At 67.0% G+C, this 23,868-nt stretch carries 25 protein-coding genes; 13 read left to right on the plus strand and 12 right to left on the minus strand.

Annotation, left to right across the window (positions count from 1 at the left end; all coding sequences use genetic code 11):
* Positions 1–14: 14 nt before the first annotated feature.
* A complete protein-coding gene (gene ffh, locus PFY01_RS00585) occupies positions 15–1,553 on the minus strand; it encodes a signal recognition particle protein (protein ID WP_153924579.1) in 1,539 nt (512 codons plus the stop codon).
* A gap of 315 nt (positions 1,554–1,868) precedes the next feature.
* Between ffh and PFY01_RS00590 the strand changes: the two genes are divergently transcribed.
* Both PFY01_RS00590 and PFY01_RS00595 read left to right on the plus strand, forming a co-directional pair.
* Entirely contained in the window at positions 1,869–3,074 is a 1,206-nt protein-coding gene (locus tag PFY01_RS00590) for a saccharopine dehydrogenase family protein (protein WP_271042013.1), read from the plus strand.
* 13 nt (positions 3,075–3,087) lie between these two features.
* Positions 3,088–4,260 carry a carboxynorspermidine decarboxylase gene (locus tag PFY01_RS00595; protein ID WP_271042014.1) on the plus strand — a complete coding sequence of 391 codons (1,173 nt, stop codon included), beginning with the start codon at positions 3,088–3,090 and terminating at the stop codon, positions 4,258–4,260.
* Between the two features lie 39 nt (positions 4,261–4,299).
* Here PFY01_RS00595 and PFY01_RS00600 read toward each other — a convergent pair whose 3' ends face one another.
* From PFY01_RS00600 to PFY01_RS00630, 7 genes are all read right to left on the minus strand, one after another.
* Entirely contained in the window at positions 4,300–5,676 is a 1,377-nt protein-coding gene (locus PFY01_RS00600) for a S41 family peptidase (protein WP_271042015.1), read from the minus strand.
* 139 nt (positions 5,677–5,815) lie between these two features.
* Positions 5,816–6,895, minus strand: a complete 1,080-nt coding sequence (locus tag PFY01_RS00605) for a murein hydrolase activator EnvC family protein (protein ID WP_112862822.1) — start codon at positions 6,893–6,895, stop codon at positions 5,816–5,818.
* A 1-nt stretch (position 6,896) separates the two neighbouring features.
* Complete coding sequence (gene rlmH / locus PFY01_RS00610; RefSeq protein ID WP_271042016.1) at positions 6,897–7,361, minus strand: 23S rRNA (pseudouridine(1915)-N(3))-methyltransferase RlmH; 465 nt, start codon at positions 7,359–7,361, stop codon at positions 6,897–6,899.
* A 4-nt stretch (positions 7,362–7,365) separates the two neighbouring features.
* Positions 7,366–7,800 (minus strand): ribosome silencing factor, encoded by a 435-nt coding sequence (gene rsfS / locus PFY01_RS00615; protein ID WP_082064315.1) that lies wholly within the window; start codon positions 7,798–7,800, stop codon positions 7,366–7,368.
* Positions 7,801–7,944: 144 nt separating this feature from the next.
* On the minus strand, positions 7,945–8,610 hold the full coding sequence (locus PFY01_RS00620) for a nicotinate-nucleotide adenylyltransferase (protein WP_271042017.1): 666 nt from the start codon (positions 8,608–8,610) through the stop codon (positions 7,945–7,947).
* 79 nt (positions 8,611–8,689) lie between these two features.
* A complete protein-coding gene (locus PFY01_RS00625; RefSeq protein ID WP_409514878.1) occupies positions 8,690–9,580 on the minus strand; it encodes an alpha/beta fold hydrolase in 891 nt (296 codons plus the stop codon).
* A 2-nt stretch (positions 9,581–9,582) separates the two neighbouring features.
* Complete coding sequence (locus PFY01_RS00630) at positions 9,583–10,071, minus strand: Fur family transcriptional regulator (RefSeq protein WP_066625374.1); 489 nt, start codon at positions 10,069–10,071, stop codon at positions 9,583–9,585.
* A 117-nt stretch (positions 10,072–10,188) separates the two neighbouring features.
* Here PFY01_RS00630 and PFY01_RS00635 point away from each other — a divergent pair, with 117 nt between their 5' ends.
* A complete protein-coding gene (locus tag PFY01_RS00635) occupies positions 10,189–10,971 on the plus strand; it encodes a SapC family protein (protein ID WP_271042019.1) in 783 nt (260 codons plus the stop codon).
* 61 nt (positions 10,972–11,032) lie between these two features.
* On the opposite strand, the gene PFY01_RS00640 is transcribed toward PFY01_RS00635, so the two are convergent.
* The 3 genes from PFY01_RS00640 to PFY01_RS00650 form a co-directional block, all read right to left on the minus strand.
* A complete protein-coding gene (locus PFY01_RS00640; protein WP_055808883.1) occupies positions 11,033–11,440 on the minus strand; it encodes a hypothetical protein in 408 nt (135 codons plus the stop codon).
* A gap of 15 nt (positions 11,441–11,455) precedes the next feature.
* The gene (locus PFY01_RS00645) at positions 11,456–12,487 is read right to left on the minus strand and encodes an NADP-dependent oxidoreductase (RefSeq protein WP_271042020.1); all 1,032 of its coding nucleotides are present in this window, start codon (positions 12,485–12,487) and stop codon (positions 11,456–11,458) included.
* Positions 12,488–12,824: 337 nt separating this feature from the next.
* The gene (locus PFY01_RS00650; protein WP_026108480.1) at positions 12,825–13,619 is read right to left on the minus strand and encodes a response regulator; all 795 of its coding nucleotides are present in this window, start codon (positions 13,617–13,619) and stop codon (positions 12,825–12,827) included.
* 201 nt (positions 13,620–13,820) lie between these two features.
* Between PFY01_RS00650 and PFY01_RS00655 the strand changes: the two genes are divergently transcribed.
* From PFY01_RS00655 to obgE, 6 genes are all read left to right on the plus strand, one after another.
* The gene (locus PFY01_RS00655; RefSeq protein ID WP_045809524.1) at positions 13,821–14,021 is read left to right on the plus strand and encodes a NepR family anti-sigma factor; all 201 of its coding nucleotides are present in this window, start codon (positions 13,821–13,823) and stop codon (positions 14,019–14,021) included.
* Positions 14,018–14,629 (plus strand): sigma-70 family RNA polymerase sigma factor, encoded by a 612-nt coding sequence (locus tag PFY01_RS00660; protein ID WP_055754558.1) that lies wholly within the window; start codon positions 14,018–14,020, stop codon positions 14,627–14,629. Before PFY01_RS00655 ends, PFY01_RS00660 begins: the two co-directional genes overlap by 4 nt.
* 102 nt (positions 14,630–14,731) lie before the next feature.
* Entirely contained in the window at positions 14,732–16,426 is a 1,695-nt protein-coding gene (locus PFY01_RS00665) for a sensor histidine kinase (protein ID WP_271042021.1), read from the plus strand.
* Positions 16,427–16,476: 50 nt separating this feature from the next.
* Positions 16,477–16,614, plus strand: a complete 138-nt coding sequence (locus tag PFY01_RS00670; protein WP_017505506.1) for an entericidin A/B family lipoprotein — start codon at positions 16,477–16,479, stop codon at positions 16,612–16,614.
* A gap of 93 nt (positions 16,615–16,707) precedes the next feature.
* Positions 16,708–18,162: an NAD-dependent succinate-semialdehyde dehydrogenase gene (locus PFY01_RS00675; protein ID WP_271042022.1), complete on the plus strand. Its 1,455-nt coding sequence runs from the start codon at positions 16,708–16,710 to the stop codon at positions 18,160–18,162.
* A gap of 52 nt (positions 18,163–18,214) precedes the next feature.
* Positions 18,215–19,261: a GTPase ObgE gene (obgE, locus tag PFY01_RS00680; RefSeq protein WP_271042023.1), complete on the plus strand. Its 1,047-nt coding sequence runs from the start codon at positions 18,215–18,217 to the stop codon at positions 19,259–19,261.
* Here the strand turns inward: obgE and PFY01_RS00685 are convergent, their stop codons facing one another.
* Positions 19,262–20,395 carry an AI-2E family transporter gene (locus tag PFY01_RS00685; protein WP_271042024.1) on the minus strand — a complete coding sequence of 378 codons (1,134 nt, stop codon included), beginning with the start codon at positions 20,393–20,395 and terminating at the stop codon, positions 19,262–19,264.
* Positions 20,396–20,493: 98 nt separating this feature from the next.
* Here PFY01_RS00685 and PFY01_RS00690 point away from each other — a divergent pair, with 98 nt between their 5' ends.
* The 4 genes from PFY01_RS00690 to PFY01_RS00705 are packed head-to-tail and all read left to right on the plus strand — an operon-like array spanning position 20,494 to position 23,845.
* Positions 20,494–22,068, plus strand: coding sequence for a helicase HerA-like domain-containing protein (locus PFY01_RS00690; protein WP_271042025.1), 1,575 nt, complete (start codon positions 20,494–20,496; stop codon positions 22,066–22,068).
* Between the two features lie 49 nt (positions 22,069–22,117).
* On the plus strand, positions 22,118–22,678 hold the full coding sequence (locus PFY01_RS00695) for a NifU family protein (protein ID WP_112862836.1): 561 nt from the start codon (positions 22,118–22,120) through the stop codon (positions 22,676–22,678).
* Between the two features lie 46 nt (positions 22,679–22,724).
* Positions 22,725–23,405 carry a tRNA (adenosine(37)-N6)-threonylcarbamoyltransferase complex dimerization subunit type 1 TsaB gene (gene tsaB, locus PFY01_RS00700; RefSeq protein ID WP_271042026.1) on the plus strand — a complete coding sequence of 227 codons (681 nt, stop codon included), beginning with the start codon at positions 22,725–22,727 and terminating at the stop codon, positions 23,403–23,405.
* On the plus strand, positions 23,402–23,845 hold the full coding sequence (locus tag PFY01_RS00705; protein WP_271042027.1) for a GNAT family N-acetyltransferase: 444 nt from the start codon (positions 23,402–23,404) through the stop codon (positions 23,843–23,845). The genes tsaB and PFY01_RS00705 overlap by 4 nt, the downstream gene beginning before the upstream one ends.
* The last annotated feature ends 23 nt before the right edge of the window (positions 23,846–23,868 follow it).

Raw genomic sequence — 23,868 nt, forward strand, 5'->3', positions numbered from 1 at the left:
TTTCTAGGAAGTCGTTATTTCTTGGGAGGGAAGCCCGGCAGGCCAGGAAGACCTCCCGGAAGTTGTCCGCCGCCCAGTCCGGCGAGCCGGTCCTGGATGGCTTTCAGATCGTCGGCGGAGGGTTCGGCCATCTTGCCGCCGCCCAGCGCCTTGAGGCGGGCCATGTCGGGGCCGCCGCCGCCCATTCCGGGCATGCCGCCGCCGCCGAGACCGCCCAACATGGCGGCCATCTGCTGCATCTTCTTGGGTCCGCCACGCGCCATCGACTTGACCACGTCGGCCATCTGGCGGTGCTGTTTCAGAACTCGGTTCACGTCCTGCACATCGACGCCGGCGCCGGCGGCGATCCGCTTCTTGCGCGAGGCGTTCAGCAGGTCGGGCTTCTTGCGCTCGGCCTTGGTCATCGAGGAGATGATGGCTTCCTGACGCAGGATCATGCGGTCGTCGATGCCGCTCTCGGCCATCTGACCCTTCATCTTTGCCACGCCGGGCAGCATGCCCATGATGCCTTGAAGCCCGCCCATCCGCTTCATCTGCTGAAGCTGACCGGCCAGGTCGTCCAGATCGAACTGACCCTTGGCCAGTTTGCGGGCCATCTTCTCGGCCTTGGCCTGGTCCAGATCCTGGCTGGCCTTTTCGACCAGGGCGACGATATCGCCCTGGCCCAGGATGCGGCCGGCGACGCGACGGGCGTCGAACACGTCCAGCGCATCGACCTTTTCGCCGGCGCCCAGATATTTGATCGGCAGGCCGGTGACGGCGCGCATCGACAGCATGGCGCCGCCGCGACCGTCGCCGTCGGCGCGGGTCAAGACGAGGCCGGTCAGGGGCAGGCGCTCGTGGAAGGCCTTGGCGGTGCGCACCGCGTCTTGGCCGGTCAGGCTGTCGGCGACCAGCAGGGTCTCGACGGGCTTGGCGATGTCGGCGACCTCGGCCACCTCATTCATCAGCCCCTCGTCCAGGGTGATGCGGCCGGCGGTGTCGAGGATCAGGACGTCGAAGCCCTGAAGCTTGGCCGATTGCAGCGCCCGGCGCGTGATCTGGACCGCGCTCTCGCCCGCCACGATCGGCAGGGTGGCGACCTCGATCTGCTTGCCCAGGGTGGCCAGCTGTTCCATCGCGGCCGGACGGCGCGTGTCCAGCGAGGCCATCATGACCTTCTTGCGATCGAACTTGGTCAGGCGCAGCGCCAGCTTGGCCGAGGTCGTGGTCTTGCCCGAGCCCTGAAGGCCGGCCATCAGCACCACGGCGGGCGGATTGGCGTTGGTGTTCAGCGGGACCGGCTCTTCGCCGCCCAGCATCTCGATCAGGCCGTCATAGACGATCTTGACCACCTGATCGGCCGGCTTGACCGAACGGATGACTTCTTCGCCCGTCGCGCGCTCGGTAGCGAAGGCGATGAATTCCTTGACGACCGGAAGGGCGACGTCGGCCTCGAGCAGCGCCACGCGCACTTCGCGCATCGCCTCGGCGACATCCTTTTCGGACAGGGCGCCGCGCCCGGTGATCCGGTCAAAGACGCCTGTCAGCCGCTCGTTCAGAGCCTCGAACATTCACTACCTCGTGTGGCGCAGGTGAAACGGCTCCATACGACAACGGCCCCCGGCGACGATCACGTCGGCGGAGGGTTCTCGCCGGGCTCGTCTCATCGAAATGAGGGTCGTCCCGGTGGAGACGCAGGTTCACTTGCGTCGGAAGCGGCGGCTTATGGCGGAAAAACCTTACAAAGGCAACCGGAGCGATCCGGTCACGCTATAAGAGCCAATATCGGCGCAGGGATTTAGCGGATTGTCATCATCGTGCTAAGAGCCGCGCCCTTTATAGGGGCGGCGCTGTCGCCAGGGTTTCAGACTTCGGGAGAAGCACAGATGAGCAAGGTGCTGGTTATCGGCGCAGGCGGCGTCAGTTCGGTGGCCGTCCACAAGATGGCGATGAACGCGGACATCTTCTCGCATATCACCCTGGCGAGCCGCACTAAGTCCAAGTGCGACGCGATCGCCCAGTCCGTGAAGTCGCGCTTCGGCGTCGACATCGACACGGCGGCCATCGACGCCGACGACGTGGCGGCGACCACGGCGCTGATCCAGAAGGTCCAGCCCGAACTGGTCGTGAACCTGGCCCTGCCCTATCAGGACCTGTCGATCATGGACGCCTGCCTGGCCGCCGACGTCGACTATCTGGACACCGCCAACTACGAGCCGCGCGACGAGGCCAAGTTCGAATACAAGTGGCAGTGGGCCTATCAGGACCGTTTCAAGGACGCCGGCCTGATGGCTCTGCTGGGTTCGGGCTTCGACCCCGGCGTGACCTCGGTCTTCACCACCTACATCAAGAAGCACCTGCTGGATTCCATCGAGACGCTGGACATCCTGGACTGCAACGGCGGCGACACCGGCCTGCCCTTCGCGACCAACTTCAACCCCGAGATCAACCTGCGTGAAGTGACGGCGAACTCGCGTCACTGGGAGAACGGCCAGTGGGTCGAAGGCCCGGCCCTGAGCCACAAACAGACCTTCGACTTCGAGGGCGTGGGTCAGAAGAACATGTACCTCATGTACCATGAGGAGCTGGAATCGCTGGCGAAATTCTATCCCGAGATCAAGCGCATCCGCTTCTGGATGACGTTCGGCGACAGCTATCTGAAGCACCTCGAAGTGCTGGAAAACATCGGCATGACCTCGATCGAGCCGATGCAGTTCCAGGGCCGCGAGATCATTCCGATCGAGTTCCTGAAGGCCCTGCTGCCCGAGCCGGCCTCGCTGGGTCCGATCACCAAGGGCAAGACCAATATCGGCGTCATCGCCACCGGCCTGAAGGACGGGGTCAAGAAGACGGTCTACGTCAACAACATCTGCGACCACGAAGAGGCCTATGCCGAAACCGGCAACCAGGCCGTCAGCTACACCACCGGCGTGCCGGCCATGATCGGCGCGGCCCTGATGGTGACGGGCCAGTGGAAGGGCGACGGCGTGTTCAACATGGAGCAGCTGGACCCCGACCCCTTCATGGACATGCTGAACCAGCACGGCCTGCCGTGGAAGGTTCAGGACCTGGACGCCCCTCTGGACTTCTGATCGGACCGACTGAATGCAGACCCAGGCCGGCGATCCGGGCGCCTTTGCGCATTTCGACCTGAACCGCGTCGCCTCGCCCGCCTTCGTGGTGGACGAGGCGGCCATCCGTCGCAATCTGTCCGTGCTGAAGGGCGTGCGCGACGGAGCGGAGGCGCGCGTGCTTCTGGCGCTGAAGGCGTTTTCGATGTGGTCGCTGGCCGATGTGGTCGGCGAATACCTCGACGGGGTCTGCGCGTCGGGTCTGTGGGAGGCGCGGCTGGCGCGCGAGTTCTACACGGGCGAGCTGACCACCTATTCGCCGGCCTATACGGCGCAGGACCTGCCTGAGATCCTGCGTTTGTCGGACCACGTCATCTTCAACAACCCGGCCCAGATCGCCCGTTTCGCCGATCTGATCGCCAAGGCCCGGGCTGACGGGCAGGCGTTCGAGATCGGCCTGCGGCTGAACCCCGAACATTCCGAAGGCGAGGTCGCCAAATACGACCCGGCCCAGCCCTGCTCGCGCCTGGGCTTTCCGGTGTCGCAACTGACGGCCGACCATCTGGTCGGCGTCGATGGTCTGCATATCCATGCGCTGTGCGAGCAGGATTTCCAGCCGCTGTCGCGCATCTGGGCGGCGGTGGAGCCGAAGCTGGCGCCGCTGCTGGGCGGGATCAAATGGTTGAACCTGGGCGGGGGGCACCACATCACCCGCGCCGACTATCAGACCGAGGATCTGATCGCCTTTGTGCGCGATCTGCAGGCCCGGCACGGGGTTCAGGTCTATCTGGAGCCGGGCGAGGCCGTGGCGCTGGACGCCGGCATCCTGATCGGCGAGGTGCTGGACGTGTTCGAAAACGGCATGCCCATCGGCATCACCGACATCTCGGCCACCTGCCATATGCCCGATGTGATCGAGGCGCCCTATCGCCCCGCGCTGCTGAAAGAGGCCGAACATGGGGTGACGGTGCGGCTGGGCGGGCCGTCGTGCCTGGCCGGAGACATCATCGGCGACTACGTCTTCGCCGAACGGCCGACGCCGGGGACGCGCATCGCGTTTCTGGACCAGGCCCATTATTCGATGGTGAAGACCAACACCTTCAACGGCGTGCCGCTGCCGTCCATCGTGCTGTGGAACTCCCAGACGGATGCGCTGACGACGGTGCGCGACTTCGACTATTCGGCCTTCCGCGACCGCCTGTCTTAGACGCAAGAAAAAGGGCGGCTCGCGCCGCTCTTTCCCAATCTATTCGTCTTTCGGTTCGTCCGCCGCCGGTTCGGCGTCGGGCTTGGGCGTCGAGCCCGGCTCGGTGACGACGATGCCTTCGGGCGGGGGCGGCAGTTTCGACAGGTCGCCGCCGGCGCGCAGCACGTCCAGCGCGCGCTGAAGCTGATAGTCCTTTTCCTTGTCGAACTTGTCGCCCGGAGCTTCGCGCGGGGTGTGCGGACCCTTGCGCTCGGCGCCGATGGAGGCGTCCAGGGCCGTAGCGTAGGCGGCCTCGGAATAGATGAAGCTGGAGCGCGAGACGATGCGGGCCTCGGCCTCGTTGCGGGCGACTTCCAGATCCGGCTCGATGCCGATCTTCTGGATCGAGGCGCCCGAGGGGGTGTAGTAGCGCGCGGTCGTGATCGACAAGGCGCCGTCCTGGCCCTGACGCAGCGGGATCACGGTCTGCACCGAACCCTTGCCGAAGCTGGTCAGACCCACGATGGTCGCGCGCTGATGATCCTTCAGGGCGCCCGCAACGATTTCCGACGCCGAGGCCGAGCCGTAGTTGACTAGGACGACCAGCGGCAGGCCGCCCGTGACGTCGCCGGGCTTGGCGGAATAGCGCTGAATCTGCTCGGGCTTCCTGCCCCGCTGGCTGACGATCTCGCCGCGTTCCAGGAAGGCGTCGGACACGTCGATGGCGGCGTTCAGCAGGCCGCCGCCGTTATTGCGCAGGTCCAGGACATAGCCCTTCACCCCCGGCTTCTCGGCCTTGATCTTGGCGATGGCCTCGTTCAGCTCGCGGCCGGTGTTCTCGTTGAAGGTCGAGACGCGCAGATAGCCGAAGTCGCCCTCGACACGGCCTGTGACCGACTGAACCTTGATGACCTCGCGGGTCAGGGTCACTTCCAGCGGGTCTGAACCGTCGCGCAGGAAGGTCACCTTGACGCTGGTGCCCACGGCGCCGCGCAGCTTTTCGGACACCTGGCTGACCGTCAGGCCCGCCGCGTTCTGGCCCTCGATCGAAGAGATCACGTCGCCCGCCTGGACCCCGGCCTTGGCGGCGGGACTGTCGTCCATCGGCGAGATGACCTTCACCATGCCGCCGTCCGCACTGATGGTCAGGCCGACGCCCGAATACTGGCCCTCGGTGCGTTCGCGCAGATCGTCGTAGTTGGAGGGCGGCAGATAGTTGGAGTGCGGGTCCAGCGCCGTCATCATGCCGGCCAGCGCGGCCTCGATCAGCTTCTTGTTGTCGACCGGGACGACGTAGGCCTGCTCGACGATGCCCACCACGTCGCCGAACAGCTCCAGCATGCGGAAGGTTTCGTTTCGCGGGGTCTGGCTGCTGACAGCAGCGGCGGATCCGCCGAGCACCAGAGCGGCGCAGCCGACGAGGAGCAGTTTACGCATTCGGTCTCTTTCGGTCGGGCCGATCACTGTGGGCGCCCGTGGGAAGGTTAAGGCCCCGTCGTCACGACCAAATCGTGGCGACGCGGCGTCCCGCCGATAAAATCAGCGTCAGACGAGAATGCAAAGGACTATTGCGGGTTCAACGCAACCACGGTCCCGGATCGATCGGCCGTTCGTCGCGGCGCAGTTCGAAATAGACATCGCCGTCCGGGCCGCTGCGCCCCAGGGTCTGGCCGTCCGAGACCCGGGCGTCCGGACCGACATCGACGCTTTCCAGGCCGGCGATGACGGCGCGCCAGCCGGGGCCGAGATCCAGCACCACGACATTGCCCCACCCCGTCAGCGGCCCGGCGTAGGCGACCTTGGCGTCGGCGGGCGCGGTGACGGCCGCGCGGTCAGCCCGCCAGCGCCAGCCGGAGGTTCCGGCGCCCCAAGTCTGGCTGGGCGCGCCGGCGACGGGCGAACTGAGGCGACCGCGTCCGGCCGGAAGGCGAGCGGTCGGCGTCTCTTCGGCCTGGGTGGTCGGGACCGCGCCGCCCAGTTCGCGGATGCGGCGTTCCAGCACGGCGGCGGCGCGTTCGGCGGCGCGGGCCTCGGCGTTCAGGACGGCGGTCAGTGCGGTCTTGCGCGCCGTCAGCCCCTCGATCTCGCCGCGCCGGTCGCCCTGCTCGCTCTCGGTCGTCAGCAGTCGCTCCGAGGATAGGACGGCGAGGCGGCGGATGCGCATGATCTCGGCTTGACGAGCGGCCAGCACCTTGGCGCGGCCTTCTAGATCCGGCGTCATGGCCTTGAGCAGGATGGAGGCGCGCACCGTGTCGATGGCCTTGTCGGCGGGCACCAGCAGGGGCGGCGGCGGCCGGCGGCTCATCATCTGCAGCGCGCTGAGCAGACGGCCCTGGGCGCCGCGCTCACGCGCCAGATCCGTGACCAGTTCGGCCTCGCGTTCGGTCAGTTGCTGGAGGCGCGCGCGCTGATCGTCGATCTGACGGTCGCCGGTCTGTTCGTCGGCCCGCAGCGAGGCCAGGCGGCGCTCCAACTGGGCCAGTTCGGTCTTGGCGGCGTCGGCGTCGGCGCGAAGCCGACGGGCGCGCACCGTCTCGTCGCGGTATTCGGCCTGGATGCGCGACAGTTCGCTCTCGGGCGCCTGGTTGCTCATCGCCGGGGCAGCGCAGACGAAACCCGTCAGCAGGGCCAGCGATAAGGGTATGGCGCGACGCATGTCAGTCGCGATGATAGGGCGATCCGGCCAGGATGGTCACGACCCGATACAACTGTTCGGCCAGCATGGCGCGCGCCAGGGCGTGGGGCCAGGTCTGGGGACCGAAGGCCAGGGTCGAGGACGCAGCGTCGCGCACGCTGGCGTCCAGCCCGTCCGCCCCGCCGATAGCGAAGACGAGGCGACGCTCGCCCTGATCCCGCAGTTTGGCGATGTGGTCGGCGAAGGCGCGCGAGGAATAGGTCTTGCCGCGCTCGTCGCAGGCGATCAGGTGCGCGCCCTCTGCGGCAGCCAAGATCAGCTCAGCCTCCGGCGTCTTGCCGGGTCTGCGAGCCTCCAGATCGACCAGTTCGAGGGGACCGAGGCCAAGCGCGCGTCCCGACAGGGTGGCGCGCTTGGCGTAGTCGTCGGCGAGCGTCGCTTCAGGCCCCCGGCCCGGTCGGCCGATGGCGACGATGCTCAGCTTCATGGTGTCAGTCGCGGACCATGCGGTGGGCGGAATCAACCGCCCAGATCTTTTCGATGTTGTAGAAGGTGCGCACTTCCGGGCGGAACAGGTGCACGATCACATCGCCGGCGTCGATCAGAACCCAGTCGCAGTGCGGCAGGCCCTCGACTTTGGCCTTGCCGAGGCCCTGTTCCTTGAGCGTGCGCAGCAGGTGGTCGGCGATGGCGCCGACGTGACGGTGCGAACGACCGGACGCCACGATCATGGTGTCGGCCATGGCGCTTTTGCCCTTCAGGTCGATCAGGACCATGTCCTGGGCCTTGTCCTCGTCGAGGCGGCTCAGCAGGGCTTCTTCCAGCGGCGTGGAGCCGACGGGGCGGGGAGCGGAATCATCGAAGCCGCGCGGGGAGGCGTCGGATTCAAAGCCGTCTTCGGAATGGAGAGGTTCGATAGGGTCCATCTCGTGCGCCGTATTCGAGACGGCGGCGTCTTGCGTATCATACGCGGGCGAGGGGGTCAGCGGAGGGCTCCGGGAGCGTTGACTAAAGAAGCCCTCTAGCACGGATGGGCCGCAACGTGAACCGCCGCCCGAATCATCCGGCGATCACGAGGTCGCGCGCACGCCTCCGCCGGTCCTAATCGCCGTGGACGACAGGGGGTTTAGCGGCGCCGTCAGATAGGTCCAGGCGGGGGCCTGGAGCGTCGGCAGAAGCCCCGCCTGCTGAGCCGGAATGCGGAAACCGGCGAAGCGGGCGGCGGCCGGCGCCGTGCGGCTGTCCAGCAGCGAACCCGGCCGGGCGATGACCGCCACCGGCATCAGCCGCATGATGTCGGTCCAACCGCGCCAGCGGTGGAAGCTGGCCAGATTGTCCGATCCCATCAGCCAGACGAAATGCACGCCGGGATGCCGCGCGACCAGAAGGCGTAGAGTGTCGACCGTCCAGGCGACGCCGGCGCGGCTCTCGAAATCCGAGACGATCATCGACGGACCACGCGCATGCTGGCGCGCCGAGGCCATGCGGTCGTCCAGCGGCGCGCTGTGACGAGCGTCCTTCAAGGGGTTCTGCGGAGAGACCAGCCAGACGACCCGGTCGAGATCCAGACGGCGCATGGCGGTCTCGGCGACATGGGCGTGACCGTCGTGGGCGGGATTAAAGGAGCCGCCGAACAGACCGACCTTCATGCCTGGAGCGAGGATCAAACCGTCGCGCAGCGCCCCGGAGCGGGGGCCGGCGCCTTTGGGCGCGGGACCGGCGTGGAAGAAGGACAAGCGGCGTCTCGGGCGGCGGGCGTTATGCTCAGCGGCGCCCTTATAGCGCGCGCCCATGCTCCGCCTACAGAATTCGTTCTCAGACGGCGGCGTCGAACAGGGCGTCGCGCGCCACGTCGGCATGGGTCATGGGGAACAGGTGCCCGCCGCCGGACACGACCTCGACCGAAACATTGGGCAGCCCTGGGGGCTGAACCGGCACATGGGTCAGGGCGCCGTGTTCGGCCTTCAGGATGCGAACCGGGCCGGGATAGCGTTTCATGGCCCGCCACGGATCGTGCGCCTGGGCTGCATAGTTGGCCGCTTCCCAAGCCGGCGCGGCGGTCAGGCTGAACCCGCCGTCGCCTTCGCTCAGGCCTTCGGAAAGATAGTCGGCCAGAACCATGTCGGGCCAACCCTTGAAGGCGCCGCGCCCGCGATAGGCGGCCATGGCCTGTTCGCGGCTGTCGAACTGGCTGCGACGGCGCAGGGTGGCCTTGGCGATGGGGATCGCCTTCATCAGCTTGTGGGCGAAGGGCAGGTTGAAGGCGAAGACCGCCGAGCGTTTCCAGATCACCGGATCGAACAGCACCAGGCTGGACACCCGATCCGGCCGGACGGCGGCCGCCAGAAGCGAGGCCGTGCCGCCCATCGAATGGCCGGCCATGACCACGGGCGGGCCGTCGATGGCCTCCAGCAGCGCCAGCAGGTCGTCGCGGTGGTCCAGCCAGCTGGTCTTGGGTCGCGCGAAGGTCGGCAGTGCAGACCGGCCATGGCCGCGCAGATCCGGCGCCCAGATCCGCAAGGACGCCGACAGCGGCGACAAGAGGCTGCGATAGGTGGCGGCGTTGAAGCCGTTGGCGTGGGAGAAGATCAGATCGACCGCCCGGTTCGGATCGCCGAAATCCAGTACGGCCATCTCGCCGGCGCCCCAGCGATTGTCGATCGGCACGGACAGGCGACGCGGTGGGGACATCAACGCCGCATCCATGGTCATGCGACGTCGCGACAGGCGGCGCAGCGACCGTGCGCCTCGATCGTCGTGCGGACGATGGCGTAACCGGCGGCTGAGGCGGCGGCGTTCATGGCGCTCTGGTCCGGGCCGCTGACCTCGCGCGTCGCGCCGCAGCAGTCGCAGATCAAGAAGGCGGCCGCGTGGGCGGCCTCGCCATCGTCGGTGCAGGCGACATAGGCGCTGATGGAGGCGATGCGGTGGACCATGCCCAGCCGTTCCAGGAACTCCAGCGCGCGATAGACGGTCGGCGGCTTGGCGGCCTGGCCGTCTTCGCCAAAACGCGCGATCAGATCGTAGGCCTTCACCGGCTCGCCGCTTTCCAGCAGCAGAGCCAGGACGCGCCGGCGCTGGGCGGTCATCCGCTCGCCCTGCTGGACCGCGCGCGCCTCGGCCGCCGCCAGGGCGCGGTCCAGCGCCCCGCCGTTCAGGCCGGAGTGGTCATGGTCATGATCGCAGGCGGAACCCATACGCCACAGCTAATGGCTGGCGACCCCCACTGCAACCGACGCATCGCGGGTTTGCCGGTTGCGCGGCGTTGGGCTAGAAGGCGCGCCTCCGATCTTTAACCAGAGCGTCCTCGCTTCATGACCGACACGAACAATTCGCCGCTTGAAGGCAACGTCCTCTTCTACGCCAACCCCGAACCGCTGGATCAGAGCGTCCATGGCGGCCTGGGCGTGAACCCGAGCGACAAGCCCTACGCCTTCGTGGCCCAGACCAATATCGTGCCGCTGACTGTCACCGAATTCTCGGCCGCCGCCCTGTCCTATCCGATCATCTTCACCGGCGATAACCGCCAGCCGGTCGCCGTGATGGGCCTGAGCTCCAACGAGAACCTGTTCGTCGCGCCCGACGGCGAGTTCCGCGCCGACGCCTATGTGCCAGCCTATGTGCGCCGCTATCCGTTCGTCTTCGCCGACGACAAGCAGAACCAGCGCCTGATCCTGTGCATCGACCGCGGTGCCTCGATCGTCGCCGAAGGCGGCCAGAACCCGCTGTTCGTCGACGGCCAGCCCAGCGACTACACGAACATGGCGATGGAGTTCTGCAACAACTTCGAACAGGAGCGCCAGCGCACCGAGGGCTTCGTCGCCCTGGTCAAGGATCTGGACCTGCTGGACATCCGCGAAGCCCACTTCACGCCGCGCAATCCCGACGGCACGCCGGGTCAGCCGCAGAAGCTGGCCGAATACTATGCGGTGTCGGAAGACAAGCTGCGCGCCCTGCCCGCCGAGAAGCTGGTCGAGCTGCGCGACAACGGCGCCTTGGGCCAGATCTATGCCCACCTGGTGTCGCTGGTCGGTTGGGATCGCCTGATCGCGATGGCCGTGATGCGTCAGGCCCAGGCCCCGACCTCGGTCAACTAAAACCTCATCTGTCGACGATCGATCAACGCCCCGCCGGTTCGCCGGCGGGGCGTTTTTCGTTTCAGCGGCGCGAGAACAGCGCCCGGGTCAGGCAGGAAAAGACCAGACGCCCGGCCTCGTCCAGAAGGTCATGCGAGGCGATGACGATTCCCTTGTCGTCTCCGACCGGATCCTTGCCCATCACCGTCATGCGACCCCGCAGCAGTTCGCCCGCCGGGGGATTGCGCATGTAACGCAGCCCATCGACGGCCAGGACCTTCGTTTGGGCCCAGCCGCCGGATTTGTCGGCCGCCAGTCGGCTCCACAGCACATAGACCATGGCGTCCGGCGCGCCGTAGGCCACGTCCCAGCCCGGCGAGAACCGCTCAATGAAAACGTCCAGCGCGCCCTGATCGACCGCACAGGCGCCCAGCGGCACGACCTGCCCCACCTCCAGGTCTTCGAAATGGATGTGCAGCGGATCACTCATGCGCAGACCTTGGGTTCAGGCGGGTTCTTCGGAAACGCGAACCAGCAGCTTGCCGTCGTGATCGCCGGTGAACAAGCGATTCAACGATCCCACCGCGCCTTCCAGCCCGTCGTCGACGTGAACCTTCCATTTCACCCGGCCGTCCGCCAACCACGGGCCCATTTCCGCCACCATCTCGCGGGCGCGCGGGGCGTAGTCCAGGACCAGGAAGCCCTGGACGTGCAGGCGATGGGTGATGATGCGCGCGAAGTTCGGCGACGGCGGCGCCTTGGTCGCATTGTAGGAGGACACCAGGCCGCAGACCGCCATCCGCCCGTGGACCTTCAGCCGGTTGAAGACCGCGATCATGATGTCGCCGCCGACATTCTCGAAGTTCAGATCGACGCCGTCGGGGGCCAGACGGTCCAGCGCCTCACCGACATCCTCGTTCTTGTAATCGATTGCCGCGTCGAAGCCGAGTTCGTCGGTCAGCCAGGCGCACTTCTGCGGGCCGCCCGCGATGCCGATGACGCGACACCCGCGCTGTTTGGCGATCTGCCCCGCGATGGAGCCGACCGCGCCGGCGGCCGCCGAGATGACGATGGTCTCGCCTTCCTTGGCCTTCAACACATCGGTGACGCCGAAATAGGCGGTCAGGCCGGTCATGCCGAGCACGGACATATTGGCCGTCAACGGCAAGCCAGGCGCGCGGTGGACCGGGCGCAGGCCGCCTTCCGGCACGACCGCATAGTCGGCCCAGCCGCCCGACGTCGGCATGACGACATCGCCGGCCTTGAAGCGGCTGGATCGCGAGGCTTCGACCACGCCCAGCGTCAGGCCGCGCATGACCTCGCCCAGGCCGACCGGCGGCAGATAACCCTCGGAATCGTTCATCCAGGTGCGATTGGTCGGGTCCAGCGACAGATAGACGGTGCGGACCAACACCTCGTTCTCCTTCAGATCAGGTAGGGCCGTCTCGACCAGTTCCAGATCGCCGGGCTGGATCAGGCCCTTGGGGCGCTGGCGCAGCACCCATTGACGGTTCGTCTTGCCGCTTGTCGAAGCCATTGGCGTCTCTCCGTGCGTTTTCTTTGGCCACCATCTTGGCCGCGACGGCGGCTTCGGTCGAGGTGTGCGCCAAGAAAAAAGCGACCCTTTCGGATCGCTTTGAAGTGGCATCATCGAGAATGAGGCGCGGAGGCGGCATGATCGGCTTTCGCAGATCAAGTCGGGGGGCGTCGCCGCCTCCACGGACCGATAACGACGGCGCCCGAAGCCGGTTCCCGACCTGGATCGCTTTTTTTGCGCTTTCGTACTTTGGCCCACCACTGTGGGCGCAAACCAAAGAAAAGGCCTCGATCCCGAGGGACCGAGGCCGATCTTGTCGTCAGCGAAAGCCTGCGTTTTAAGCGGCTTCCTTCTGGCGCGACGGGTGGAAGAACAGCGCCTGGCTGATCGCCGCCTTCACCGTTTCCGGCTGGAAGGGCTTGGTGATCAGGAAGGTCGGCTCAGGACGCTCGCCGGTCAGCAGGCGTTCCGGGAAGGCGGTGATGAAGATCACCGGCACGTCCATGGTCTTCAGGATATCCTTGACCGCATCGATGCCCGACGAGCCATCGGCCAGCTGGATGTCGGCCAGAACCAGACCCGGCTTGTGGCGGGCGACGGCGTCGATCGCCTCGTCGTGCGTCGTGGCGGTGCCGGTGACGCGGTGACCCAGTTCCGTGACCAGGCTCTGGATATCGGCAGAGATGATGGCCTCGTCTTCGATGACCAGAACATCGGTGGCCAGTTCGGCGTCGATGTCGGCCTGGGCGTCGGCGATCAGACGCTCCACGTCGCGCGGATCGGCGGACAGGATCTGCGCGGCTTCCGAAGGAGTGAAGCCTTCAAGGGCCGTCAGCAGGAAGGCCTGACGCGAACGCGGCGCGATGCGCAGCAGACGCTGCGAGGCGTCGCTGCCCGTGGTTTCCAGCGTTCCGGTTTCCAGCTGCGCGCCGGTCGAGGACCAGATGGCGTGGAAGACATGATAAAGGGCGACCCGCGGCGTCATATCAGCCGACAGTTGCTGTTCGCCGGCCGCCAAGGCCTCCAGAGCGACACGGACATAGTTGTCGCCCGTGGATTGATCGCCGGTCAGGGCGCGTGCGTAACGGCGCACATAAGGAAGATGCGGCGCGAGTCTGGCCAGAAGGCTCATTCAGATAGTCCCCGACAAATCACAGCCCGACCGTCAAGGCAGGGCGTTATAGCCAGCTTAAACGTCACATTCGCATCACGGTTCCGCCGCTGCGACCAAGCTTTAGCATTAAAAGCCGTTCATGCAGGAACCCCGCCGGTCTGATGACGTTTGAGACCGACATCTCTTCGCGATGACAGTTGGGTGGGCTTGGCTCTGTCTATGATCGATTCTCCGGACTCCTCTCGTCCCAAAGGCGACCAGAAGGGGGAGGCAGGGCTTGAAGAAGCTCGCCTTCGCCAGCAGGCCATTGGCGTTAAGCTGCGTCACATGTTCGACGAGGTCGTCAACGAACCCGTGCCCGATGAGTTTCTCGATATCCTGAAACGCGCCGACGCCAAGTCTTCGGACAGCGCCGCATGAGCACCTCACGCCTTGGGGCCGCCCCCAAACCCGCGTCGGCCGACGACGAGGGCTTCAAGCGCGAACTGGTTCTGCTGATTCCGCACCTGCGCGCCTTCGCCCGGACCCTGACCGGCGACCCGACCGCAGCAGACGATCTGGCGCAGGACGCCATGATGAAGGCCTGGGACGCGCGCGCCAGCTATCAGATGGGCACGAACATGAAGGCCTGGACCTTCATGATCCTGCGCAATCAGTTCTATTCCGAAAAACGCCGCTCATGGCGTCAGTCGCAGCTGGATCAGGAGGCCGCCGAGCGGACCCTGGTGGCTGTGGACGATCCCGAGGCGCCCGTTGCTCTGGACGAGCTGCGTCAAGCCTTGAAGACACTGCCCGAAGAACAGCGCGAGGCCCTGATCCTGGTCGGCGCCGGCGGCTTCGCCTATGAAGAAGCGGCCGAAATCTGCGGCTGCGCTGTCGGCACGGTGAAGAGCCGCGTCAGCCGCGCGCGGCGTGCGCTGCAAGCCACCCTGGAACGGGGCGGCTACGGACGCGACGGCAAGGCGGCGGGCGACGCCATGCGCTCGATTCTCGGCGAGGCCGACAGGCTGGCCGGCGCCCGGAGCTGATCTGCGGTGAATGAGACGACCAGGGAGGCCTCAAGGTCGCGGCTCGGTCGCACTTGGAAATCGGATCGCTTTCAGGGCATCCGGTTTCGACTGGGCGCGGCCATGGCCATGGCCCTCTTGCCGATCTTCGTCCTCAGCCTGATCCAGACCCAGGCGGACTTCCAAAGACAGGCCGACGACCGACAGGTCGATCTGCAACTGGCCGCCGAACGCAGCGCCTCCAGCGCAAAGGCGCAGCTGGACAGCGCCCAGGTGCTGTTGCGCGCGCTCAGCCCCGATGCGGTCGGCCCCTATTGCGCACCGCGCCTGACGGCGCTTGTCGGACGTCTGGAAGGCTATGAGGGCCTCTATCGCATCAGCCCGACGGGCGAGGCGGTCTGCGCCTCGGGCCGCGCGGACGGCGTCAGATCCGGCGTGGCGCCCGCCGCCCAGGCGACGTGGTTCCAGCGACTGCGCAATGGCGAAGAACTGGTCGTCATGCGCGCCCCCGATGGCGCCGGCTATGAAGGAGCGCTGATCGTGGCCACCCGCGCCGAGCGGCCGATGGGCCGGTTCGACGGCGCCATGGTTGCGGTGATCCCCTTCTCCGCCCTGCAACCCGATGTGGCCGACCCCGCCCTGCCCTCGGGCGCTCAAGCCGCCCTGACCGACGGCGCGGGTCGTATTCTGACGGCCAGCGATCCCGACGTGTTCAAACTGTCGGCCGGCGACGACATCGCGGGCTGGGTCGACCGGGCGCGCGACCAGGGGTCTGCGGTGTTCGAGGCCAAGGATGCGCAGAACCAGCGCCGCGACTATGCGGGCGCGGCCCTGGCCGGCGGCGATCTTTATGCCTTGCTGTCGGCCCCGGCGCCCGGGTGGCTGTCTTGGGCTCGCCTGAATCCTATCGGCACACTGTTGCTGCCGCTGGGGGCCTGGTTGACGGCGTTCGCGGCGGTGATGCTGCTGTCCGAACGCATCTTCATTCGCTGGCTGGATTATCTGGAGCGGGTCGCGGCCATCTACGCCAAGGGCCGGTTCTCGGTGCGTCCGCTGCAGGCGATGAACGCCCCGTCCGAAATCCGCACCATGGCGCGCACCCTGGATGAGATGGCCGAGGCCATCACCCTGCGCGACCGCGAGCTGACAGATGCCTTGGTGGAAAAGGATGCGCTGATGCGCGAGATCCACCACCGGGTGAAGAACAACCTTCAGATCATCTCGTCGCTGTTGTCGATGCAGCAGCGCGCATTGACCGATGCGCCGGCCAAGGCGGCGCTGGGCGATACGCGGCAACGCATCTCGGCCTTGGCCCTGATCTACCGCACCCTGTATCAGAGTAACGACATCCGCCACGCCGACGCGCGCGAGTTCCTGAACGAATTGGTGGGGCAACTGGTCGCCAGCGAGGCCGGGCGCGGACCGGTGGTCATCAGCTCGGTGGACGCCGATTCCCTGCACGTCGATCCCGACAAGCTGGCGCCCCTGGCGCTGTGGCTGGTCGAGGCGGTGACAAACGCCCAGAAACACGCCTTCGCCGGCAGCGGCGGGGAGCTGAAGGTGCGCTTCCGCGTCCAGGGCGAGAAATCGGTTCTGGAAGTCGAGGACAACGGGCCCGGCGCCCAGCCCGGCGCCGAGGTCGGGGTGGGCCGCACCCTGATGAGCGCCTTCGCCAAACAGTTGCGCGGCGAGACCGAGTTCACCACCCCGCCCGGCGGCGGCACCATCGCTCGCATGATCTTCGCCACCCCCGAAGCCCTCGCGCCCGTTGATCCGGCGGACAAGACGCCCGGAACCGCAGCGCTGGCGTCGCGTTGATGAGGCGAGACCGGCGGAGTTTCACCCCGGCCAACCCTGGAGCTTCCCCTATGCGCAAGATTTTCGTTCTGGTCGCCGCCGCCGCCGCCCTGACCACCGCCGCCTGCAACACCGTCGAAGGCGTGGGCCGCGACACCCAGGCCGCCGGCCAGGCCGTTACCGGCGCCGCCCAAGACGCCAAGAACTGATCGACGGCCGCAGCCCAGGCTGCAGCATTCGACCGGCAAGGCCCCGCATCGTCGGGGCCTTGTTCGTTTCAGGACCGCGATAGGAGCCATCCCGTGAACCACACCGCCCGCGACGCCGGCCTCAAACTCTTGCGCCAGCACGCCCTGATCGCCGGCAAGGCCATTCCGGCCAACGGCGGCGGCATCGCCGTCGATGATCCAGCGACAGGTGATGTGATCGGCCATGTCCCCGATCTCGGCGCCGCCGAGACCGAACAGGCCATCGCGGCGGCGAGCGAGACGTTCAAGACCTGGTCGCGATCCGATCCGCACGCGCGTGCGGCCTTCCTGCGCAAATGGGCGGCGCTGATCGACGACAATCTGGAGGGTCTGGGTGCCCTGATGGCGCTGGAAAACGGCAAGCCGTTCGAGGAGGCCAAGGGCGAGGTCACCTACGCCAACGGTTTCCTGAAATGGTTCGCCGGCCAAGCCGAACGGTTGATCGGCGAGACCCAGGACAGTCCGCTGGGCCATCTGATCCTGACCTATCGCGAGGCGGTCGGACCCTGCGCCCTGATCACGCCCTGGAACTTCCCCGCCGCCATGCTGACGCGAAAGCTTGGGCCGGCGTTCGCGGCAGGCTGCACCGCCGTGGTCAAGCCGGCCAGCCAGACGCCCTTCACCGCCATCGCCCTAGCCGAACTGGCCTATGAAGCCGGCCTGCCGAAGGGCGCCCTGTCGATCGTCACCGGGGATGCCGCCACTATCGGCAAGGCGCTGACCGACAGCCCCGTGATCCGCAAACTGTCCTTCACCGGCTCGACCGGCGTGGGCCGCAAGCTGGCGGAACAGTGCGCCCCGACGCTGAAGCGGGTGTCGATGGAGCTGGGTGGCGCCGCCCCCCTGATCGTCTTCGCCGACGCCGATTTGAATCTGGCCGTCGCCGAGACCATCAAGGGCAAATTCAGGAACTCAGGCCAGACCTGCGTCTGTCCGAACCGCGTCTATGTCGAGCGGTCGGTCGCCGAGACCTATGCCGAGAAACTGGCCGCCGAGGTGGCCAAGATCGTGGTCGGTCCCGCCTTCGAAGACGGCGTGAAGGTCGGGCCTCTGATCGAGGACAAGGCCATCGACAAGGTCGAAAAGCATGTGGCGGCGATCAAGGCTGACGGCGGCCGGGTGCTGACCGGCGGATCGCGCCATGAGTTGGGCGGCCGCTTCTTCCAGCCGACCGTCACCTTGGGCGGAAATGATGAACTGTTCCGTGAGGAAGAGACGTTCGGCCCCATGATCCCCGTCTTCGCCTTCGACACCGAAAAGGAGGCGCTGGAGAAGGCCAACGCCAGCGACTACGGACTGGCGTCGTATCTGTTCACACGCGATCTGGACCGGGCGATGCGATTCAGCCGCCGGATCGAGGCGGGTATGTGCGGGGTCAACACCGGCCTGATCTCCACCGCTGTCGCCCCGTTCGGCGGGGTCAAGCAGTCGGGCTATGGCCGCGAAGGCTCGATCCACGGCATCGACGAATATGTGGACGTCAAGACGGTGACGCTGGCGCTGAAATAGCGCCGGGTCGCCGGGCCTGTAATTCGCCGCGCTTCTGCGGCATAAGCCCGCGATGAAGTTCCTCGACCAGGCCAAGATCTATATCCGCTCCGGCAACGGCGGCGCGGGCTCCGTGTCGTTTCGACGCGAGAAATTCATCCCGAACGGCGGGCCGGACGGCGGCGACGGCGGCAAGGGCGGGGATGTCTGGATCGAGGCGGTCGACGGGCTGAATACCCTGATCGACTATCGCTATCAGCAGCATTTCAAGGCCCAGACCGGCCACCACGGCCAAGGGCGCCAGATGCACGGCGGCAAGGGCGAAGACGTGCATCTCAAGGTGCCCGTCGGCACCCAGGTGCTTGATGAGGACAAGGAAACGGTCCTGCTGGACATGGACACGCCCGGCAAGATGGAGCTGCTGCTGAAGGGCGGCAACGGCGGCTGGGGCAATGTGCGCTTCAAGGGGCCGACCAACCAGGCGCCGACCTACGCCAATCCTGGTCAGGACGGTCAGGAGCGCTGGATCTGGCTGCGGCTGAAGCTGATCGCCGACATCGGTCTGGCGGGCCTGCCCAATGCCGGAAAGTCGACCTTTCTGTCGGCCGCCAGCGCCGCCAAGCCCAAGATCGCCGACTATCCCTTCACCACCCTGGCGCCGAACCTGGGGATGGTGGACCTGTCCCCGTCCGAGCGGTTCGTCATCGCCGACATTCCCGGCCTGATCGAGGGCGCCAGCGAGGGCGCGGGCCTGGGCACGCGGTTTCTGGGTCACGTCGAACGCTCGGCCAGCCTGATTCACCTGATCGACGGCACCCAGGACGATGTCGTCGAGGCCTACCGCATCATTCGGGGCGAACTGGAAGCCTATGGCGAGGGTCTGGCGGACAAGGCCGAGATCCTGGCCCTGAACAAGATCGACGCCCTGACGCCCGAGGCGCGCGAGGAGAAGGCCGCCGAGCTGGAGGCCGTCGCCGGTCGCCGTCCCATGCTGGTGTCCGGGGTGTCGGGCGAGGGCGTGTCCGCCCTGCTGCGCGCCGCCTGGGCCGAGGTGAAGAAGACGCGCGGCGCCCTGGCCGGCGATGGCGACGCGGATCAGATCAGCGGCTGGCAGCCCTGATCAGGCCTCCGCTGCGGGCTCCGGTTTGGGTTTGCGACGGGTCGATTTCGGCTCGTCGGTCGTCTTGCCCTCGTTGGCATAGGGCTCGCCGTCGCCCGACAGCAGGATCGCCATCCAGCGCGAGCCCTTGAACTCGGCCAAGATCGCCATGGCCATGACCGCCAGCGGCGTCGAAAGGAACATGCCGACCACGCCCCACAGCTTGCCCCAGAAGGCCAGAGCCAGCAGCACCACGACCGGGTCGATGTTCTGGTTGTCGCCCTGCATGCGCGGCTGGATGAAGTTGCCGACGACGAACAGGATGACCTGCAACCCAACCAGCAGGATGGCGGCGGGCCAGTAACTTTCGAACTGGACCAGGGCGAACAGCGGCGGGGCCAGACCGGCCACCGCCCCGCCCAGCACGGGGATGAAGCCGACGATGAAGATGACGAAGGTCCAGAACTCGGCGTTCTGAAGCCCGACGGCCCGCATCAGGATCCAGGCGACGACGCAGATCATCGCGCCGGTCACCGACTGCACCCAGATATAGCCCTCGACCCCGCCGCGCACGCGCTGGAACACCGCGACCGCCTCGTCGCGCTGGGCCTCCGACGGGAACATGGCGACGATCTTGCGCCGGAAGCCGACTTGGGAGGCCAGGAGAAAGCCCAGATAGATCAGGACGAAGAAGGCGCCCGAGGCGATGCCCTGCACCTGGAAAGCCATGGAGGTCAGCCAGCCGCGCACATCGACGCCGTTGATCAGATCCTGCGCCGTGGGCGGATTGGCCAGGCGCACCAGCCCGTAGGCGTCGCGAATGATCTGATCGATGCGCGGGCCGATGTTCTGGGACACGCCGGACGCCTCGCCGAAAAATCCCGCCGCCCCGTTCACGATGATAGCGATAGAGGCGAAGAAGGCCAGCACCACCAGCGTCAGGGCCGCGATCCCGGCCATGCGGCTGTTCAATGGCGTGCGCGCCTCGACCGACCGCTTCACTCCGTCGATCATGATCAAGAGGAAGATGGCCATCGCCAGCGGCGTCAGGATGTCCCGTAGCCAATAGATCGCCGCCCCGGCCGCCACCGTGGCGATGACGCCGAGAGCATTGCGAGCGGCGACCGAAGACGGCGTGGCGATGGGGTTTTTCATGATCGTGTTGTCGAACCGCCCGCCGTCGCCGTCAATCGCTGTTCCGAGCGCGCGGGGAACGCGCTAGACCTTTGCCGGAGACGCCATCGGAGACCCCAATGCCCGACGCCCTGCCCGGCCTGTTCCTCGGCCAGTCCGACGCCGCCCAGCCGGAAAACCTGCTCTTCAACCGCGCCAACCGTCACGGCGTCGTCGCTGGCGCGACCGGCACAGGCAAGACGGTCACGCTGCAGATCATGGCCCAGGGCTTTTCCGACGCCGGGGTGCCGGTCTTCTGCGCCGATGTGAAGGGCGACCTGTCGGGCATCTCCCAGGTCGGTGCGCCCAACGAGAAGCTGATCGCCCGCGCGACGGAGATGGGCCTGACCCTGACGCCGCGTGCCGCCCCCACCGTCTTCTGGGACCTGTACGGGCAGAAAGGACATCCGATCCGCACCACGGTGTCCGAGATCGGTCCGGTGCTGATGGCGCGGATGCTGAACCTGAACGACGTGCAGGAAGGCGTGCTGACCGTCGTCTTCCACGTCGCGGACAAGGAAGGTCTGCTGCTGCTGGACCTCGACGATCTGAGAAGCCTGCTGGTCTATGTCGGTGAGAACGCCGAGCGGATCGGGCGCGAGGTCGGCAACGTCGCCCCCGCCTCCATCGCCGCCATCCAGCGTGCACTATTGCAGGTCGAGCAGCAGGGCGGCGACGCCTTCTTCGGCGAGCCGGCTCTGAAGCTGGAAGACATGATCCGCGTCGGCCTGGACGGCCGGGGCCAGGTCAATGTGCTGGACTCGACCCGTCTGATGAACAGTCCGCGCCTGTACGCCGCCTTCCTGCTGTGGCTGCTGTCGGAACTGTTCGAACAGCTTCCCGAGGTGGGCGATCCGGAAAAGCCGCGCTTGGTCTTCTTCTTCGACGAGGCGCACCTGCTGTTCAACGACGCCCCGCGCGCCCTGCTGGAAAAGGTCGAACAGGTCGTGCGCCTGATCCGATCCAAGGGGGTCGGGGTCTATTTCGTGACGCAAAACCCGGCCGATATTCCCGACAGCGTCCTGGCCCAGCTGGGCAACCGCATTCAGCACGCGCTTCGCGCCTATACGCCATCGGAACAGAAGGGGCTGAAGGCCGCCTCGCAGAGTTTCCGCGCCAACGCCGCCTTCGACACGGCCGAGGCCATTCAGGCTCTGGGCGTGGGCGAGGCCCTGGTGTCGGTGCTGGACGAAAAGGGCGCGCCGACCATCGTGGCCCGCACCAAGATTCGCCCGCCGGCCTCGCGCCTGGGTCCGGCGACCGATACCGAGCGCGCCGCCGTCATGGCCGCCAGTCCGGTGCGGGGCCTTTACGAGCAGGTGCTGAACCGCGAATCCGCCGCGGAAATCTTGGCCAATCGCCACAGCGCCGCCGATCAGGCTGAAGTTCAGGCCCAAATCCAGGCCAAGGCGCAGGCCGAGGCCGACAAGGCCGCCGCCGCTCAGGCCAAGGCTGATCAGAAGGCTGCCGAAGCGCGGGCGAAGGCTCAAGCTCAGGCCGAAGCGCGGGCGGCGCGCGAAGCCGCAAAGCCTGCGCGCCGGTCCACCCGCGAAACGCCGGTCGAGGCCCTGACCAAATCGGTCCTGCGCACGGCCGGATCGACCCTGACCCGCGAACTGATGCGCGGTCTGCTGGGCGGGCTGAAGCGGCGCTAGGTTCCGCTCGGGTCTTGCAACGGGGCGGGGGCGAGCGCATCTCCCGCCCATGTTCATCCAGACCGAACCCACGCCCAATCCGAACGTGCTGAAGTTTCTGCCCGGCCGCGACGTGTCGCCGACCGCCGCGCTGGAATACCGCACCATCGACGAGGCGACGGCCTCTCCGCTGGCGGAGGCCTTGTTCGAGCTGGAAGGCGTCGACGGCGTCTTCTTCGGCGCGGACTATGTTTCGGTGACCCGCCAGCCGCAGGGTCCGGAGTGGTCCGAGATGAAGGCGCCGATCCTGGGCGTCGTGATGGATCACTTCGTCTCGGGTCAGCCGCTGACGCGCGGCGCTGGCGGCGAAACCGACGGCCATGGCGAGGACGACAGCGAGATCGTCGCCGAGATCAAGGCCCTGCTGGACAGCCGCATTCGCCCCGCCGTGGCCCAGGACGGCGGCGACATCCTGTTCGATTCCTTTGATGAGGCGACCGGCGTTCTGAACCTGCGGATGCGCGGCGCCTGCGCCGGCTGTCCGTCGTCGTCGGCGACCTTGAAGGCCGGGGTCGAGCAGATGATGCGCCACTATGTGCCCGAGGTTACGCGGGTCGAGCAGACCCTCTGATCCGGACGCGGTGGCGGTTCTGCAACGCGCCGCCTAGAAGACGCCCATGAGACTTCTGGTGATCGATACGGCGCTCGGCGCCTGCACGGCGGCGGTGTTCGAGGACGATCGCGCGCTCGCCGTGCGCTTTGAGCCGATGACCAAGGGACATCAGGAACGGATCGGCGGCCTGGTGCGCGACGTCATGGTTGAGGCGGGCGGCGGTTTCGACAGCCTTGACCGGATCGGCGTCACGGTCGGACCGGGCTCGTTCACTGGTCTGCGCGTCGGTCTGGCCTTTGCTCAGGGTCTGGGCGCGGCGCTGGATCGGCCGGTCGTCGGTCTGTCGGCGCTGGACGCGCTCGCCGCCTCGCTCGCCAATCACGACGGCCCCATCGCGGCCCTGATCGATGCGCGGCGCGGTCAGGTTTATGCGCGGCTCTTAGCCGACGGTGGGCCCCTTGGCCCCGAGGAAGCGTTGTCGCTGGAAGAGGCCGGGCGGCGGATCGCCGACATCGGACCGGGTGTCGCCCTGGTCGGCAATGGCACGGCGGTCGTGACTCAGGCCTTCCCCGATCTGCCCTTCGGCCATCTGGACGACCGGGTCGCACCGTCGCCGGAGGCGCTGGCGCGCCTGGCCGCCGTCGCCGATCCGGCGATCCAGCCGCCCCGTCCGCTCTATCTGCGCGCGCCCGACGCCACGCCGCCAAGCCGCCTGCCGGGCCAGCCGCGCCAGCCTGCGTCATGACGGCGGCGGACCCCGCCTCACTCGCCGCCCTGCACGCCCAGGCCTTTGCCGCGCCGTGGAGCGCCGACACCTTCGCCGATCTGCTGTCGCAACCGGGCGTGCTGGCGGTCAGCGAGCCCGACGGCTTCACCCTGATCCGGACCGTCGTCGACGAGGCGGAAATCCTGACCCTGGCTGTGGTCCCGTCCGCGCGCCGCCACGGACTGGGGCGACGTCTGGTCGAGGAGGCGGCCGTCGCTGCAGTCCAGGCCGGCGCGACGCGGCTGTTTCTGGAGGTCGCCGACGACAATGTCGCCGCGCGCAGCCTGTATGAGGGCGCCGGGTTCGACCCGATCGGTCGCCGCAAAGCCTATTATGCGGGCGCCGACGGATCGCGGACCGATGCGCTGGTGATGAGCCGCGACCTCTGTGCGCCTCACGCCAACCTGACGCTTCCCTGATGCGATCCAAGCCCCTATTCTAG

It is taken from the genome of Brevundimonas vesicularis, from assembly GCF_027886425.1.
In the GTDB taxonomy this organism is placed as follows: Bacteria; Pseudomonadota; Alphaproteobacteria; order Caulobacterales; family Caulobacteraceae; genus Brevundimonas; species Brevundimonas vesicularis_C.